Here is a 16,137-nt window from a genome sequence, read left to right on the forward strand (position 1 = left end):
TCTGAAAGTTTCCCCTGAGATTTACAGTTTTTTCAATAAATTGTAACAATTTCGTAATGAAAGCGTTTGTTAGGTTTATTATAAATAGTTAAAAACATTATTTCAAGTAAGTTTTCATTTCAGAAAATATTATATTGCAAATATATTGCCGTCAGTATCATGAAATCAAAAATTTTTTTGACAATTTCTTAGGAAATATTTTTTAAATATTTATTTTTAAGGGCTTATTGTGGCAAAATAATAAAAAGCAGCCATTTCCTGCAACTTGTATAAATACAGCTCCTCTTGATTTTTTTACTTATTTAGGATATTTTATTTATTACTTAAGACTAATATTTACAGAGCGGCAATGATAAAGAGTAGTACGTTCGTCCATCGGTTTTCAGAGAGTTTGTGGCAGGTGGAAACAAGCAACCAGGCGAACGGAATGGACTTTTGAGCCCCGGGAAGAAAATTATCCTGCGATAAAGTATTTTCCGGCGCGTTCCTCGCGTTAAAAGGGACCCCCTTTTTCTTGATGAAAGGGGTATGAGTGACTCTTAGGAGTAATTAGGGTGGCAACGCGGACCATTCGTCCCTATTTTTAGGAACGAATGGTCTCTTTTATTTCATCTCCATCCTGCTCTCCTTACTGCTCTTGCTGCTCAATCGAGCGATCTGGATTTAAAGGAGGAAATGATATGAAAACAATATTTTCAGGTATTCAACCGAGCGGCACAATCACGCTTGGAAACTACATTGGTGCTATGAAGCAATTCGTAGAGCTGCAGCATGAATACAATTGTTATTTTTGCATAGTGGATCAGCATGCGATTACAGTTCCGCAGGACAGGCTCGAATTAAGGAAAAATATTAGAAGCCTGGCTGCTCTTTATTTAGCTGTAGGAATCGATCCTAAAAAGGGTACTTTATTTATTCAATCAGAAGTGCCTGCACATGCCCAGGCCGGATGGATGCTTCAATGTATTGCCTATATCGGCGAATTGGAGCGAATGACCCAATATAAAGATAAATCGGCAGGGAAAGAAGCTGTATCTGCAGGGTTATTGACTTATCCGCCTTTAATGGCAGCAGACATTTTGCTCTATAATACCGATATAGTTCCGGTTGGAGAAGATCAAAAACAACATTTGGAACTAACACGGGATTTGGCTGAAAGATTCAACAAAAAATACAACAACATTTTTACGATTCCTGAAGTGCGAATCCCGAAAGTAGGCGCCCGGATCATGTCACTTCAGGATCCTACAAAAAAAATGAGCAAATCCGATCCGAATCAAAAGGCTTTTATTACTCTCTTAGATGATCCAAAACAAATTGAAAAGAAAATTAAAAGCGCCGTAACTGATTCAGAAGGAATCGTAAAATATGATAAAGACAAAAAGCCGGGAATCTCCAATCTTCTTACCATTTATTCGATTTTAACCGATAAGCCGATTCCTGAAATTGAAGAGGAATATACGGGAAAAGGATACGGGGACTTCAAAGCTGATCTTGCACAAGTAATTATAAATACGCTTACACCTATCCAGCAAAAATTTTATGAATTGATGGAATCGAGCGAGCTTGACGAAATATTAGATCAAGGGGCGGAAAAAGCGAATTATGTTGCCAATAAAATGCTTAAGAAAATGGAAAATGCCATGGGTCTCGGAAGAAAACGGAAATAAAGAGTACAAAAAATTAGGAGCTGTAAGTTCAGCTCCTTTAATTTACTTTTGGGCCGTGTTCCATTTCCCACAACTTTTCAAAGAACGGCTGCCCTTTTATGATATTTTCACAAAATTTCTCATGCTTGGTTGACCAACCATGCTTCGTTTCATCAAATAGCATTTTCCAAACATCATTGAATGGCAATTGTTGAATTTCTGAATACTTTTCAGGACACCACTCAGTATACCAGTAGCGGACTTCAGCGACATTTTGTGAAGAATTCAGTTGATCGAGTGCCATAAACAACAATTGTTTTAATTGTCTTTCTTTTCTCGTCAGGCCTCTCATTAATTCCGGTTCAGGAGACAAAATATGGAAGTTTTTCGAAGATGTTTCACAGTTAAATCCATAACAGAGGGTTTCTTGATTTTCAATCATTTCATATACTAGCTGCTCTTGTCTTGGAATTAACCGGCTTTTTCGGATTGGGATATTATAACCTATTGTATCAATTGCCAAAATGCCTGTCCCATCGGAGACGACACAACAATAATCAAGTTGGATTCTTTCGTGATTTCTCCGTAAATACGCTTTTTGAAAAATATCGTCTAAAAGCTGTTGAGGTAATTCAGAGAGATCGTTTTCAATATAATTAAATAAACCAGCTTCGATTTTTAAAAGCGGTACTTGGTCTAATAATTCTACACTGTCATCTTTTCTCCATTCATGAAAATGACAGACATTATATCCGTTTTCTTCCCCTTCAAACCAGTTCACCCAAACATCATGAAGATACAACATGATCATAACCCCTCACTTCAAGTAACTGTTTGTCAATCAGTATGGGCAGAGGCGGAAAAAATTATTCCAAATTATTCTTTTCCTTCCAATGATTTTTATATTTTATTGTGATTTTTAGACGGTGCAGAATATATGCTAAGTGAGATAAGAATTAAGCCGAAGGGCAGAAGATAGCATTCAAATCGAGTGCTGATAAATTGTAAATAATGTATCATCCCATGGCCAGTTGCCAACAAATTTAGATAGGCGATTATGCTGATTCCGCCGGATACTGCCAGACTAAATCCAAGCAAAAAGAAAAATAATCTAACTATCATATTTGAACTCTTCAAAAACTCGTTTCATGCAAAATCGCCCCTTATCTAGTCCTTTTTTCTACTATTCATATGCATGTCCGCCTTCATTTCTTACTTTTATCTCATTTATTAAACAAAAAAATAAAAGCCAAGAAATTCTTGACTTTTACTCGTTTATTTTCGGATCTAAGGCGTCTCTTAATCCTTCTCCAACAAAGTTAAAACTAAGAACAGTAAATAATATCATTAATCCAGGAAAAAGCGGATACCACCAAGAATTTAACAGAATTGTTATGTTTTGTCCATCTTGCAGCATATTTCCCCAACTTGCTGTTGGCGGCTGGATTCCAAGTCCTATATAGCTTAGCGCTGATTCTGCTAAAATAACACTGCCGACTGACAATGTAGCAGAAACAATAATTGGTCCCATCGCATTCGGTAAAATATGAGAAAAAATAATTTTATGCGCCCTTGTTCCAATCGTTTTTGATGCTAATACAAACTCTCTTGATCTTAATGATAAGAATTCACCTCGAACAAGGCGGGCAGTTGTAGTCCAACCTAACATTGCAAAAATGATAATCAGTTTATCTACACCAGGTTTAAAAATCGTTACAAGTGTAATAAGTAAAAAGATTTGGGGAATTGAAAGGACAATGTCGACAAATCTCATATGAACAGCATCAATCCATCCGCCAAAATAACCTGCTATAGCTCCGACAACCGTTCCGAATGTTATTGAACCTAAAACTGATGCAAAACCGACTAACAATGAAACTCTGGCACCGTATAATAATCGAGTAAATAAATCACGCCCAAATCTATCAGTTCCCAGCAAATGTTCTTTACTTGGCGGTTTAAGTCTATCTACTAAACTTTGTTGTTCAGGGGAAAAAGGTGCAATAACTGGTGCAAGTATTGCAGCACTGATTACAATAAAAAGAAAAATTGCACCGGCAACAGCAAGTTTATTTTTCATAAATTTACGTACAAAAATTCTCAGCATCGAATCAGGTTTGCTTTTTACTCCATGTAATGAAATATCTTTTGTTGTTTCTGTTGTTGAATTTGTTTGCGCCATTCCCTTGTCACCCCCTTAATACTCGATTCTTGGATCAAATATCGCATACAATATGTCTGCGAAAAGGTTACTGATGACTACAAATACCGCAGATATAACCGTTAATGCCATGATAACAGGATAATCGCGCTGGAATGCAGAATCAATGAATAGTTTGCCAAGACCAGGCCAACCGAATACTGATTCTACAACGACTGCTCCGCCAATAAAACCCGGTATCATTAATCCGAAAATCGTTATGATCGGAATTAATCCATTTTTAAGTCCATGGTTATAAATGACTTTTCGCTCATTAAATCCTTTCGCTCTGGCGGTTCTCATATAATCTTGGTTTATCACTTCAATCATGCTTGAGCGGGTGTAACGTGTAAGACTTGCCATATCAGCAGAAGCAAGGACAAACGCCGGCATGATTAAATGGTGAATTCGATCCCATATGCTAAACGGCGCATTTAATGTCGCTACACCGCCCGTTGGAAACCATTTTAAATGAACAGCAAAAACCATAATTAAGATTAAACCTAACCAAAAATTTGGTATAGCTAACCCTAAAAAAGAAGCAACAGTTACTAAATAGTCGAGTTTTGAATAACGTTTTGTAGCAGATATAATGCCAAAAGGAATCGAAATTAAGAGTGCAATCAGAGTGGATACTGCCATTAAAAGCAGCGTATTTGGCAAACGATTAATAATTAGTTCGATGACAGGCGTACCCTTTCTTATTAATGAAGTGCCAAAGTCCCCCTGCAACATATTTCCAAGCCATTTTAAGTATTGGACATGTATCGGGTCATTCAATCCGTACTTTTCAATAAATTTTTCTTTATCTGCAGGGCTTATATTTGGATCCATCAATAGACTTGCCGGATCGCCTGGAGCCATTTGAATAATCACAAAGGAGATAACAGTAATTCCCAGCAACAAAGGGATAGCTGCAAATGTACGTCGGGGGATATATGATAACATGGCAATTTCTCCTTTGAAAAATAATCGAACTTATTTAATATGTTTCCAGTAAATAGTCCAGTTTTCTATTTTCAATGAAAGGAGGGAAGAGAAACCCCCTTCCCTATGCTAGAACAAAAATTTGTTCTGCTTATTGTTTTAACCACCATTTATGAACGTTCCAGAATGGATTTCTTGCATGGAACTCAAATCCTTGAAGGTTTTCAGGCATTGCACGATGTTCTTTTGGATAGTAAAGGAACGTATAAGGCTGCTCTTCTGCGATAATTTTGTAAATCTCGCTATATGCTTTTTTATATTCTTCTTTATCAAGAATTTGCCGGGCTTCTTCCATCAATTTATCCGCTGGCTTATTTGACCACCAAACAAAATTCAACCCTTCTTCCCTTTGGCTGGAATGGAAAACATCATATTGGTCAGGGAATGTTGATAAACCCCATCCGAGAACAAGCGCATCATATTTCCAATTTGGTGCAGAAATTTGCTCAATGAATGCACTCCACTCAACGATTTCCGGTTTCACTTCAATGCCTACTTCTTTTAATTGTTGTTGAAGGACAACAACGATATCTTCACGAACTTTATTGCCTTGATTTGTTTTAACAGTAAAAGAGAACTTTTTGCCGTCTTTGTCTAAGATGCCGTCTCCATTCGTATCTTTCCAGCCTGCTTTTTCAAGTAATTTCTTCGCTTTTTCAGGATCATATTCAAACTTTGGCACATCGTCGCTATAAGCCCAAGAAAGCGGGCTCTCCGGTGCGTGGGCGACTTTACCTTCTCCATTCATGACTGATTCAACGATTGCTTCTCGGTCAATGGCGTGTGTAATGGCTTGGCGAACTATTTTATCTTTGAAAAGCGGGTTCTTCTCGTTATAACCTAGAAATGTATAAGATAAAGCTAAATCTGAAACTACTTTTACCCCATCAATCGCTTTGACAGTTTCTAAGTCTGTACCTGGGACTTCTGCACAATAATCAATATCACCAGCTTGCAATTGAGCAATAAGTGCATTTCCATCAGGTACAATTTTATACGTAATCGAATCTAAATATGGACGGCCTTCAAAATAGTCATCAAATGCTTCCACTTTGACATATTCGCCGTCTTTCCACTCAACAAATTTGAATGGACCAGTTCCAATCGGTTTTTTCGTATTAAATTCATGTTCACCTAGTTCACCAATCGGAACATCTTTTAAAATATGTTTAGGTAAAATGTCATATTCTAAAGTTGTCGGGACGAAAGTTGCGTCTTTTCTCTTTAACTTAAATTCTACTGTGTACTCATCAACTTTTTTAATACTTTCAATCATTTCAAAGTTAGAGCCGCGCTCACCTGCGTAATCCGGACTTAAGGGAATGTTGTACGTAAATACAACGTCGTCAGCAGTTAATTCTTCTCCATCATGGAATTTAACTCCTTTATTAATTTTCACAGTATATGTTAAGCCATCTTCTGATTCCTGAATATCTTCCGCTAAATCGTACTGAACATTAAACTTCGTATCAGCTTTTACTAATCCGTTGAAAATTAAATCTTCAATTACACCGCTTGCAGTATCTGTGGAATATAATGAATTAAATAAAGTTGGTGACCCGGTAGAACCTACAATCAGATCTCCGCCTTTCTGCGGTTCACCTGTTTTTTCTTTTCCTGTATTTCCATTTTCTTCATGTTCACTTGTTTCCTTGCTTGAACATGCTGAAAGGAACAATGAAAATACAAATATCAGGCATAAAAACATCCATGAAATTTGTCTAAATCTCAATCTACTTCCCCCTTACTTTTTCAATTTTTTGAAATTTAGGTCTAAAAAAGATTAAAAATATCTGCCTCCCCCTTTCAAAGCAAGTATACTGAACATGTCTTCTCTCTATTCGTAAAGATGACATGCAACAAAGTGATTTCTCTTAATTTCTTTGAAATCAGGAACCAGTTGTCTGCATAAATCAGTTGCAGCCGGACATCTAGTATGAAATACACAGCCTTTTGGCGGACTAGCGGGGTTCGGAAGTTCTCCTTTTAATATGATGCGTTCCCTTTTGGCCACTCCTTTTTTTCTAAGAACCGGCACTGCAGATAACAAGGCTTGTGTATATGGATGAAGCGGATCGGAATAAAGCTTATGTTTATCAGCCAGTTCCATCATTTTTCCAAGATACATAACGCCGACTCTGTCACTTATATGTCTTACAACACTCAAATCGTGGGATATGAACAAATAAGTCAGACTAAATTCTTCTTGCAAATCTTCCATTAAATTAATAATTTGCGCTTGAATAGAAACGTCTAATGATGAAACCGGTTCGTCGGCAATAATTAATTCAGGATTTAATGCGAGCGCTCGGGCGATTCCGATGCGCTGCCTTTGTCCTCCCGAAAATTCATGGGGATAGCGGTTAATGTAGGATGCATTCAAACCGACTTTTTCTAGCAGCTCTTCTACCCTTTCATCACGCTTTTTACCAGAATACATGTTGTGTGTATTTAAAGGTTCACGAATGATCGACCGTAATGTTTTTCTGGGATTTAATGAAGCAAAAGGGTCTTGAAAGATCATTTGAATATCTTTGCGAACGCTTTTCCGCAATTCAGATTCGCTTAAACGGGAAATATCTCTTCCTTTGAACAATATTTTTCCTTCAGTAGGTTTATAGAGACGAATGATCGTTCTTCCTGCGGTAGATTTACCGCATCCAGACTCCCCAACAATTCCGATTGTCTCGCCTTTTTTCACTTTTAAGTTAATTCCGTCAACAGCTTTTATATGGCCGACTGTTTTTTGCAAAAACCCCGCTTTAATCGAAAAGTGTTTTTTTACATTTTGTAATTCCAGTATGATGCTAGAATCATTTTTGGCCGAGTGTTTTAGTTTTTCTCCACTTGTTGAAATCATTCGCCAGCCCCCTTGCTTTCATGTAAAAAGCATCTTACAGAACGTGAACCGTTTTTCTTTATTAGTTGCGGCATTTCACTAAAACAGCGGTCAAACACCTTGGGGCATCGCGGGGCAAATCGGCATCCTTTTGAATAGTTTTCCGGTGTCGGGACATTTCCTTCAATAGATTTTAATCTCAAAATCTCCCCTTCAATCGATGGGACTGATCCGATTAGCGCATCTGTATATGGATGAAGCGGTTCATCAAACAAATCATAAACCGATGCCTCTTCTACCACCTGGCCTGCATACATGACGACAACTCTTTCAGCAACCTCGGATACTATGCCTAAGTCATGGGTGATAATGAGGATTGAAGTATGAAATTTCTTACTTAAATTTTTCATTAACTCCAAGATTTGTGCCTGAATCGTAACATCTAGTGCTGTTGTCGGTTCATCGGCAATTAACAGTTTTGGATTACAGCTCATTGCAATGGCAATCATCACACGCTGTCTCATTCCGCCTGACAAACGGTGAGGATATTCATATATAATTTCATTTGCTCGCGAGAAACCAACCATTTCAAGCATTTCAATTGCTTTCTTTCTAGCCATTGCTTTAGACATATTCTGATGGTATATCAACAACTCTATAATTTGTTCGCCGATTGTTAATACAGGATTTAATGAAGTCATCGGCTCTTGAAAAATCATTGAAATATCATTTCCACGGATTTTACACATTTCATCTTCCGACAACTTTACAAGATCTTTTCCATCAAAAAAGATTTCACCGTCCACAATTTTTCCGGGAGGACTTGGAATTAAACGCATAATTGAAAGGGATGTAATACTTTTCCCGGAACCCGATTCACCCACCAGTGCAACCGTTTCTCCTTTCCGAATTTTTAAATCGACTCCGTCGACAGCAGGAATATCGATATTTTTTTTCTTAATATATATTTTCAGGTTTCTTAATTCCAATAAAGCTGTCATATATACCACCACCGCCGATATGGCAAAATATGTAAAAGTATAAATTTTTTGTATTTTCTTAATTATTAACTGTATAATATTACAAATTTTTTGCGTATTCAAGGATTTCGTAGTATTAATTTCTTAAATTAACTTTAATAGATAGAAAATGGTTTTTTATCTTTTCTTATGCAACTACCAAAAAACCGGCAAAAAAAAAGCCCATAGTTTAGGGCTTAAACAGTTTGTCAATATTCTTTTTTAATTATGAATTTTTCCGAAGGCAAAAGAAAAGAAATTTTATCTGAGTAATTTTTCTGTTTGCTTTTATATTGCGAAATCATATAAAAACCGAACGCATACCCAAGCAGCTTCGGATACCTTCCTTGGCCGTATAATAATTGATCATGTATTTTTTCATTTCGTTTTGCAGACAGGTGGTCAGACAATAAATTTTTCCAAAAGAAAGAAAGCTCATTTTTTGTATAGTAATTGCACCATGGACCTATATATTCCTCTCCGCAGTATTCCAGCACAGCATGTTCAGCCAGTCCCTCAAGAACGATTGAATCAAGCAATGTATAATTTTCCACGTTCTTTTTTTGCCTGGTCATCCTGCATACATGGTGATATTCATGAACAATTATTGATTCTAATTCTTTTCCTTTTTTTAAGGGCGTTAAAAAGAGAAACATTTTGTCTTTAAATGAAACTCCAGACTTTCCTTCGCTATTTCCACCAAAAATATTCCTCCTTTCATGAATAGGAAAAATATAGACAGGAATGTCCGGTCCGTTCCATTTTGCTTTATACCGTTGAAAAATATGTTCTACTTTGGTCCAAATATCGTCATTTTTCAGTTCTTCAAAGCATCTGCGGCTGCGCGGATTCGGACGGTACATTCCAAACCGCTGCAAATATTCATAGATGCTGCGGGAATTCTGTTCAGCAAATTTCTCCAATAGTTTGCTGCAAATGTCCACAGGCCGTTCAAAATCCTTTTCCAGCCATTCATCAGTGCGGATAATTCCCAGATCGATTCACCCCCTGCTGTCATGTTTATGCTAGTTTATGGCGAATCAGAGATTTGCGTTCGTGTGGGAAAACCGCTCAACAAAATAGAAAGAACGGGATCAACCCCCGTTCAACTTCAGCCCCTATATTTCTTAAATACAATCGTCGCATTATGTCCGCCAAATCCTAGCGAATTGCTGATGGCAGCGTCGATTTCCTGTTTGCGCGCCTCGTTTGGAACATAATCAAGATCACATTCCGGATCAGGTATTTCCAAATTGATCGTTGGCGGCAATATGCCTTCTTTTAAAGCTAAAATAGTAAAAATCGCTTCAATTCCTCCGGCTGCTCCCAATAAATGCCCTGTCATTGATTTAGTCGAGCTTACCGCCAATTTGTAAGCATGATCTCCAAACACTTCTTTTATTGCCAGCGTTTCATATTTATCGTTATATTCCGTACTTGTGCCATGAGCGTTAATATATTGAATTTCCTCAGGTTTTAGGCCCCCGTCTTCAATGGCCATTTTCATGGCACGTGCTCCACCTTCACCGGCAGGGGCGGGGGCCGTAATGTGATATGCATCACCTGTTGCACCATAACCAACAATTTCAGCATAAATCTTTGCCCCACGTGCTTTTGCATGCTCAAGCTCTTCAAGAACAATAATTCCTGCACCCTCTCCCATAACAAAACCATCACGGTTTTTGTCGAACGGGCGGCTCGCAGTTTTTGGATCTGGATTCGTTGATAGAGCAGTGTTTGCACAGAAGCCAGCAACCGCCATTTTTGTAATCGGTGCTTCAGACCCGCCTGTGATCATTGCGTCAGCATCTCCGCGCTGAATGACTTTAAATGCGTCGCCAATCGAGTTTGTTCCGGTAGCACAAGCAGTTACCGTGCAGGAATTAAATCCTTTTGCCCCAAGGATGATCGATACCTGTCCAGTTGCCATATCAGGAATCATCATCGGAACAAAAAACGGGCTTACCCTTCTGTAGCCGCGGCTTAAAAAAGTTTCAAACTGCTGTTCAAAAGTTTCCATACCCCCGATTCCCGATCCAATCCAAACTCCGATTCGGTTTGCATTTTCTTCATTTATGACAAGCCCGGCATCTTCAACCGCCATCAAAGAGGCAGCTACGGCATATTGGGTGAACCGGTCCATTTTTCTAGCGTCTTTTTTATCAATAAATGTTTCCGGGTTAAAATCTTTTACTTCTGCGGCAACTTTAGCGGGATATTCATCCCGGTTTACTCTCGTCATTAGATCAATTCCCGATACACCAGCTATTATGTTATTCCAAGTCGTATCAACGTCATTGCCGAGAGGTGTTACAGCACCGATTCCAGTTACAACAACTCTTCGTTTTTCCATTTGTTTTGCATCTCCTTTTACGCTCTTTTCTAAAAAATTTTTTGCTTTTAGAAACCATAAGGCGCGGACTTTCGATCGAACAAAAATTTCCTTTGCTATTAAATTATTTCATCTTGAAAACACATGAGTTGATTGATGTCTGATCCCGCATTAAACGCAGCGGGCATTCACGGCAAATTGGAAAATTTATATAGATTCTGATATTTATTATAGAAGGTTTGTTCCTATCTTAACAATAGAAACAAAGTTTGTGAAAAGAACAAGGCAAAATTTATTTTAAATAAGTAACATTTAAGTAATTAAAGACCCCAGCGCATCGCAATAGCACCCCATGTTAAGCCTCCGCCAAAACCTACCATTACGATAAGATCATCCTCTTTTATTTTACCGGCTTCCACCTCTTCAACGATTGAAATGGGAATTGATGCTGCTGAAGTGTTCCCATATTTATGAACTGTTTTCGACATTTTTTCTTCTGGAAGCTCCAAACGCTGGCGGGCAGCCTCCATTATTCGTATATTGGCCTGGTGAGGAATCAGAAAATCGACATCTTCTTTTGATAATCCGGCTTTTTCAAGTACATTTATGCTGCTTTCTCCCATTTGCCTAACAGCAAATTTGAATACTTCCCGGCCATTCATAATCACATATTCATCCTGATAAAGGTGTTTTCCGCCTGTACCGTCTGCCCCCAGTTCAAATGATAGTATGCCCCTTCCTTCTGAAACAGGCCCAATGACAGCAGCGCCCGCTCCATCCCCAAATAATACAGAAGTATTCCGGTCTTTCCAATTCACAACTTTTGAGAGTTTTTCCGCACCAACTAAGAGAACGTATTTATAAACCCCGGTCTCAATGAACTGTTTTGCCGTAACCATTCCGTACATAAAGCCTGCACACGCTGCACTGATGTCCATGGCAGCAGCCTTTTTTGCCCCCAATTTTTCCTGAAGCATACAGGCCACTGATGGAAATGCATGATCTGGAGTTACAGTCGCTACTAGAATAAGATCGATTTCTTCAGCGGATATGTTTGCATTTTCAATTGCTTTTACAGCTGCTTCGTATGCCATATCCGATGTATCTGTTTGGTCGTCAGCAACCCTGCGCTCTTCAATTCCTGTTCTTGTCCGAATCCACTCATCTGACGTATCCATTATCTTTTCCAAATCAAAGTTTGTTACTATTTTTTCGGGCAAGCTTCTGCCAATTCCAATTATTCCTGAATTCATGGAGACAACTCCTTTACCTTTTTCATTTTAAACAATATTAAAAGTACAAGTTATTATCAATTATTATGACTTGGTACTAATTTTATCATTTCTTTTTTATATGATGCAATATTTTAATCCTGGCTCTATTCACTATTTATAAACAAATGTCTATACCGATCTGAAGATTGTTACATATTTTACTAATAAGGAAATCATTTAAAGGGGGTTAAAACGATGGAAGATTCACATAAAGAAAATCCTGAGGTTAAATCGAAAGTAAATGAATCAAAGGATATACCTGAAATTGATGAAGAGGAAGATGATCCTTTCACAAGGTTCATGTTTGGACCGAGAAGACGGCCGTCAGAAAGGAAAACTCAGAACAATCATTCAAAAAATACCGTAGATCAAATTGATTATATGCTGCTAATGGAAAATATCGATATGCTTCTTGATTCTGCCAAACAATTAAAGCCTCTTTTAAATAAGATTACTCCTTTTATTAATCAGTTTATAAAAAAAAATAAGTAAAGCTGCCATCAATGAGCGGCAGCTTTATACATCATTAGCTTACTCATTTGGAAGTTTTCCGGTTTTTTTATATTCTTCAATATACGATTTTATTTCAGCTTTAAATTCATTATCTATCAGCGGACTGAATTCCCCGAGAGAAATAACTCCATCTTTAAAATCAAAATGTAGATTTCCGGATTTAAGTTTTCCGTTGTTATACTTTTCTGCTGCTAATTCGTAAAGCTTGTCAACATGCTGAATCGTACTCGTCAAAACAGTTGATTTCCCTAGGTCTGACTGATCAGATATATAGCCGATTGAATAAAACCCCTCTTCTTTGACTTTTTCAATAACTGGGACGTTATAGCCGTCACCGGCAGGATAAACAACATCCACTCCAATCCTAATCATTTTGTCTAAGATCGTCATTGCAGTCTGGTCATCATCCCATTGGCCAACATATTGGATATTTACGTCCACATTTTTATTTTCAAACTTTGCTCCTTCGTAAAAACCTTCAACTTCAGGCTGCCATTCATAGGCTGCAATGATTCCAACCTTGTTCTTTTTTGTCATATGAGAAGCTACCATGCCCCCAAAAAAACCCATCGCAAAAGCCTTAAAACTTAAGCTTGTCGTATTTTTATTTTTAGCATCGCCATTAAAACTAATGAAATGAATATGCGGATAATTTTTTGAAATTTTGTTAAAATACTCGGCGTATTCATTCCCATGGCCGAAAATTAAATTGACGCCCTTTTGGTCAAATTCTTTTACGGCGCGTTCCACAATCATTTCAGAATTCATTCCTTCTTTAATATAAACATCTACGTTAAAACGAGATTGGATTTTCAGCATTCCTTTATAGCCTTTTGTTCCCCAAACCTGGTCGTTCACCGTATCAGGAACAAGCAATCCCACTTTCTCCAATTTTCCAGTTTGTATCGGCTGCTCGCATCCAGCCAGTAAAAGTAGGCATAAAAGAATGACTCCGAAACGTTTTAACATTCAATGCATCTCCTTTACTCAGCCTCTCCCGCTAAAGAATAGATAGAAAGAGCAAAGCTTTTTTTCAGATATTTAATAACTGAGACAATCGTCCCAAATAGGCAATTTTCTCTTTCATTCTACATTCAACCAAATGAAATGAAAAGATTTTTTCCTTTATTACAATATTATTCTAAACTAAAATAAAAACCGGTCTCCTCTCCCGGTTCAAAAATCACTCTTGATCACATATTCTTAAGAGATAAAATACGCTCTAAATGGTCTTTTTGTTTCTTAATCCCGTCTAAAAGTTCTACGCTTGACTCGACCGATTCAGCCTGGAATTTGCTATCAATAAATAGGTCTTCTTTTCTAGCTTCTCTGACTTCTTTCAATTCAATCCCAAGCGATTTAGCGCATTTCAGCCAACTGTCATTTATTGTATTCCTTAAGTAGCAACTTTTGATGCTCTTTTTTTCAAAAATATTAATAATTTTATTAACAGAGTCTTCGATATAGATTGCGTCAAAAACCCATTCGTGCTTTTTTAAAACAGGATGTGCATATTTGCCAAGCCGGTGAAGAATGGTTTGCTGAAAAATAAATTCTTGGGGTTGCCACGGACCGAATAAAGTGGGAATAAAAACTGATATTATTGATGAATGATGGGTGAATTTTTTATAGAAATTAAGAAGTTCGTCCATTCCATGTTCTTCTTTTTCTACATCTTTATTTTTTACTAACATTTGAATTGGCCAAAGTATTAAAATTTCTGATTTAACAAATCGAGGAAATGTTGTATTCCAAAACTGCTCGTCTTTCAATAGTGTTTGGATATTGTTCTTTATAAAATAATCATAAACTGAAATGATAATTAATACCGATTTACTCTTCATAAAGTGTTGTTGTTTCCATTCTTCCAAAGTCAATTCGATAAAATTTGCATTCCTTCCTACTTTCATACGCTTTTCTTCAAGAAAAAAATCTTCCTCTTCAAGGTCTATGTGAATCCCTTCAACCTGATAACCTTTTTCAAGCAAGTTTTCACAAAGACTAAAACCTAAGAACTCGTATGTTCCAATTATTACTGCCTTGTCCATATTATGCCTCCCTGAAACACGTTCTCTTTATCCTATGCAATATTTACATAAATTATTTCTTTTCAGGGAGTCCGTAGAATTAAAGGATTTTCTCATGTTCATTCATAAACCTTACAATTTGATTGGCGAGCTGTTGCTGTTTTTCCGGGATTAGGTAGGTTTTCGAAACCGAATAACCTTCTTTTTCCCATTTTGTAGATAAATCATCTAAAATGTTTCTTTGGGAATAGTTTTGATTTCTTGTCAAAATGTAAATAATTTTCAATGGATGCCCGGAATGAAGCTCCGGCAAATTCTTGTTCGAAAGAATGATTTTCTCCACTTCTTTTGGTTCTGTTTCATAAGCTCTGGCAAGTTCTTTCATCAGCTTTTTGTAAAAAAACTTGCGTTCCTTTTCATATTCCAAATAATGAGATAAAGATAGGATCGGATTTAACAAAGTAACCGATCTAATATGTTGTTTTAATTCCTTTATTAATTTTATAGCTGTTAATGCTCCCATTCCTTCAGCTATAATATGGATTCTGTCATTAATAATTTCCGTCCTCATAATATGGTTGTATAGTCGTTTCGCCAAATTTACCGCTTTTTGACTTCCCCAGTTCTTCCCATACAAATTCGAATAAAATACAGTATAGCCTTCTTGCTTTAATGTTCGAAGCAATGCCATTTTTCTTTCATTTTGCATCCAAAAACTGCTTTTCTCATCAACAAAATTACGATCATCTCCAATAATTAGGATACCGAAACCTTTAGGCCTTTCGGGATAATGGATAATATTCCATTCGGTATCCAATTGAAAGTTCCGGTGCTCCATATAATACACTCCTTAACAGATTTGGTCATATTAATGTATGAAGATTCATTGTTGATGATAGGGTGGATTGCCTAAATTTATAAAAGAAGTGCGTAAAGAAACATATTTTTTTCCGAAAAAAGTGAAATAATAAAATGGCGTTTATTATTTAATATTGTTATGATAATATGAAAGTGGACTTTAATTCGCAAGAGGTGAATACGATGCGGTATTTCTGGACATTTTTCTGGACTTTTCTTCTTATTCAAATGTTGGCTTATGTAACTAGTTCTATGATCGGTACTGAGTTTGATTTAAGAACCGGTTCCATTTTAGCAGTGGCTGCTACAATTTTCATTATTATTGTTCCGCTGATTTTGCCGAACGATCCTGTTGAAAAACATTAAAAAAGGGCTGACCTCATAAAGGGTCTGACTCTCTCCAACAATAACAATATTCAGAATGGTTTTATTAATATTG

Annotated in this window: 16 protein-coding genes and 1 other annotated feature; of the genes, 3 read left to right on the forward strand and 13 right to left on the reverse strand. The window is 37.0% G+C overall.

The genetic code is table 11. The features are described from left to right. Nucleotides 1-340: 340 nt before the first annotated feature. Nucleotides 341-582 (forward strand) — a binding site (T-box leader). A 98-nt stretch (nucleotides 583-680) separates the two neighbouring features. Beyond that, on the forward strand, nucleotides 681-1,670 hold the full coding sequence (trpS, locus tag PB1_RS02715) for a tryptophan--tRNA ligase (protein WP_003350609.1): 990 nt from the start codon (nucleotides 681-683) through the stop codon (nucleotides 1,668-1,670). Nucleotides 1,671-1,707: 37 nt separating this feature from the next. Here the strand turns inward: trpS and PB1_RS02720 are convergent, their stop codons facing one another. The 10 genes from PB1_RS02720 to PB1_RS02760 all read right to left on the reverse strand — a co-directional run bounded on the left by PB1_RS02720 (nucleotide 1,708) and on the right by PB1_RS02760 (nucleotide 12,279). Next, the gene (locus PB1_RS02720; RefSeq protein WP_003350610.1) at nucleotides 1,708-2,454 is read right to left on the reverse strand and encodes a YjbA family protein; all 747 of its coding nucleotides are present in this window, start codon (nucleotides 2,452-2,454) and stop codon (nucleotides 1,708-1,710) included. Nucleotides 2,455-2,549: 95 nt separating this feature from the next. After that, nucleotides 2,550-2,771 carry a YuzI family membrane protein gene (locus PB1_RS18675; RefSeq protein WP_081485586.1) on the reverse strand — a complete coding sequence of 74 codons (222 nt, stop codon included), beginning with the start codon at nucleotides 2,769-2,771 and terminating at the stop codon, nucleotides 2,550-2,552. A gap of 145 nt (nucleotides 2,772-2,916) precedes the next feature. Next, the gene (gene opp4C, locus PB1_RS02725; RefSeq protein WP_238533090.1) at nucleotides 2,917-3,756 is read right to left on the reverse strand and encodes an oligopeptide ABC transporter permease; all 840 of its coding nucleotides are present in this window, start codon (nucleotides 3,754-3,756) and stop codon (nucleotides 2,917-2,919) included. Nucleotides 3,757-3,846: 90 nt separating this feature from the next. Further along, nucleotides 3,847-4,797: an ABC transporter permease gene (locus PB1_RS02730; RefSeq protein WP_003350614.1), complete on the reverse strand. Its 951-nt coding sequence runs from the start codon at nucleotides 4,795-4,797 to the stop codon at nucleotides 3,847-3,849. Between the two features lie 130 nt (nucleotides 4,798-4,927). Continuing rightward, on the reverse strand, nucleotides 4,928-6,568 hold the full coding sequence (locus PB1_RS02735) for a peptide-binding protein (protein WP_003350615.1): 1,641 nt from the start codon (nucleotides 6,566-6,568) through the stop codon (nucleotides 4,928-4,930). Between the two features lie 105 nt (nucleotides 6,569-6,673). After that, nucleotides 6,674-7,696, reverse strand: a complete 1,023-nt coding sequence (locus PB1_RS02740) for an ABC transporter ATP-binding protein (RefSeq protein WP_003350616.1) — start codon at nucleotides 7,694-7,696, stop codon at nucleotides 6,674-6,676. Further along, nucleotides 7,693-8,676: an ABC transporter ATP-binding protein gene (locus tag PB1_RS02745; RefSeq protein ID WP_003350617.1), complete on the reverse strand. Its 984-nt coding sequence runs from the start codon at nucleotides 8,674-8,676 to the stop codon at nucleotides 7,693-7,695. The genes PB1_RS02740 and PB1_RS02745 overlap by 4 nt, the downstream gene beginning before the upstream one ends. A 227-nt stretch (nucleotides 8,677-8,903) precedes the next feature. Next, on the reverse strand, nucleotides 8,904-9,617 hold the full coding sequence (locus tag PB1_RS02750; protein ID WP_238533076.1) for a DUF2268 domain-containing putative Zn-dependent protease: 714 nt from the start codon (nucleotides 9,615-9,617) through the stop codon (nucleotides 8,904-8,906). 188 nt (nucleotides 9,618-9,805) lie between these two features. Further along, nucleotides 9,806-11,047: a beta-ketoacyl-ACP synthase II gene (fabF, locus tag PB1_RS02755; RefSeq protein WP_003350619.1), complete on the reverse strand. Its 1,242-nt coding sequence runs from the start codon at nucleotides 11,045-11,047 to the stop codon at nucleotides 9,806-9,808. A 299-nt stretch (nucleotides 11,048-11,346) separates the two neighbouring features. Next, nucleotides 11,347-12,279, reverse strand: a complete 933-nt coding sequence (locus PB1_RS02760) for a beta-ketoacyl-ACP synthase III (protein ID WP_003350620.1) — start codon at nucleotides 12,277-12,279, stop codon at nucleotides 11,347-11,349. A 216-nt stretch (nucleotides 12,280-12,495) separates the two neighbouring features. Between PB1_RS02760 and PB1_RS02765 the strand changes: the two genes are divergently transcribed. Continuing rightward, nucleotides 12,496-12,792 (forward strand): hypothetical protein, encoded by a 297-nt coding sequence (locus PB1_RS02765; RefSeq protein ID WP_003350621.1) that lies wholly within the window; start codon nucleotides 12,496-12,498, stop codon nucleotides 12,790-12,792. Nucleotides 12,793-12,831: 39 nt separating this feature from the next. On the opposite strand, the gene PB1_RS02770 is transcribed toward PB1_RS02765, so the two are convergent. The 3 genes from PB1_RS02770 to PB1_RS02780 form a co-directional block, all read right to left on the reverse strand. Next, the gene (locus tag PB1_RS02770) at nucleotides 12,832-13,782 is read right to left on the reverse strand and encodes a BMP family ABC transporter substrate-binding protein (RefSeq protein ID WP_003350622.1); all 951 of its coding nucleotides are present in this window, start codon (nucleotides 13,780-13,782) and stop codon (nucleotides 12,832-12,834) included. Between the two features lie 224 nt (nucleotides 13,783-14,006). Then, nucleotides 14,007-14,861 carry a hypothetical protein gene (locus PB1_RS02775; protein WP_003350623.1) on the reverse strand — a complete coding sequence of 285 codons (855 nt, stop codon included), beginning with the start codon at nucleotides 14,859-14,861 and terminating at the stop codon, nucleotides 14,007-14,009. Nucleotides 14,862-14,940: 79 nt separating this feature from the next. Then, nucleotides 14,941-15,678 carry a lipase family protein gene (locus PB1_RS02780; protein ID WP_003350624.1) on the reverse strand — a complete coding sequence of 246 codons (738 nt, stop codon included), beginning with the start codon at nucleotides 15,676-15,678 and terminating at the stop codon, nucleotides 14,941-14,943. A 203-nt stretch (nucleotides 15,679-15,881) separates the two neighbouring features. Here PB1_RS02780 and PB1_RS02785 point away from each other — a divergent pair, with 203 nt between their 5' ends. Further along, the gene (locus tag PB1_RS02785; RefSeq protein ID WP_003350625.1) at nucleotides 15,882-16,064 is read left to right on the forward strand and encodes a YjzD family protein; all 183 of its coding nucleotides are present in this window, start codon (nucleotides 15,882-15,884) and stop codon (nucleotides 16,062-16,064) included. Nucleotides 16,065-16,137 lie beyond the last annotated feature (73 nt).

Origin of the sequence: Bacillus methanolicus PB1 (assembly GCF_000262755.1) — a bacterium.
GTDB lineage: Bacteria > Bacillota > Bacilli > Bacillales > Cytobacillaceae > Bacillus_Z > Bacillus_Z methanolicus.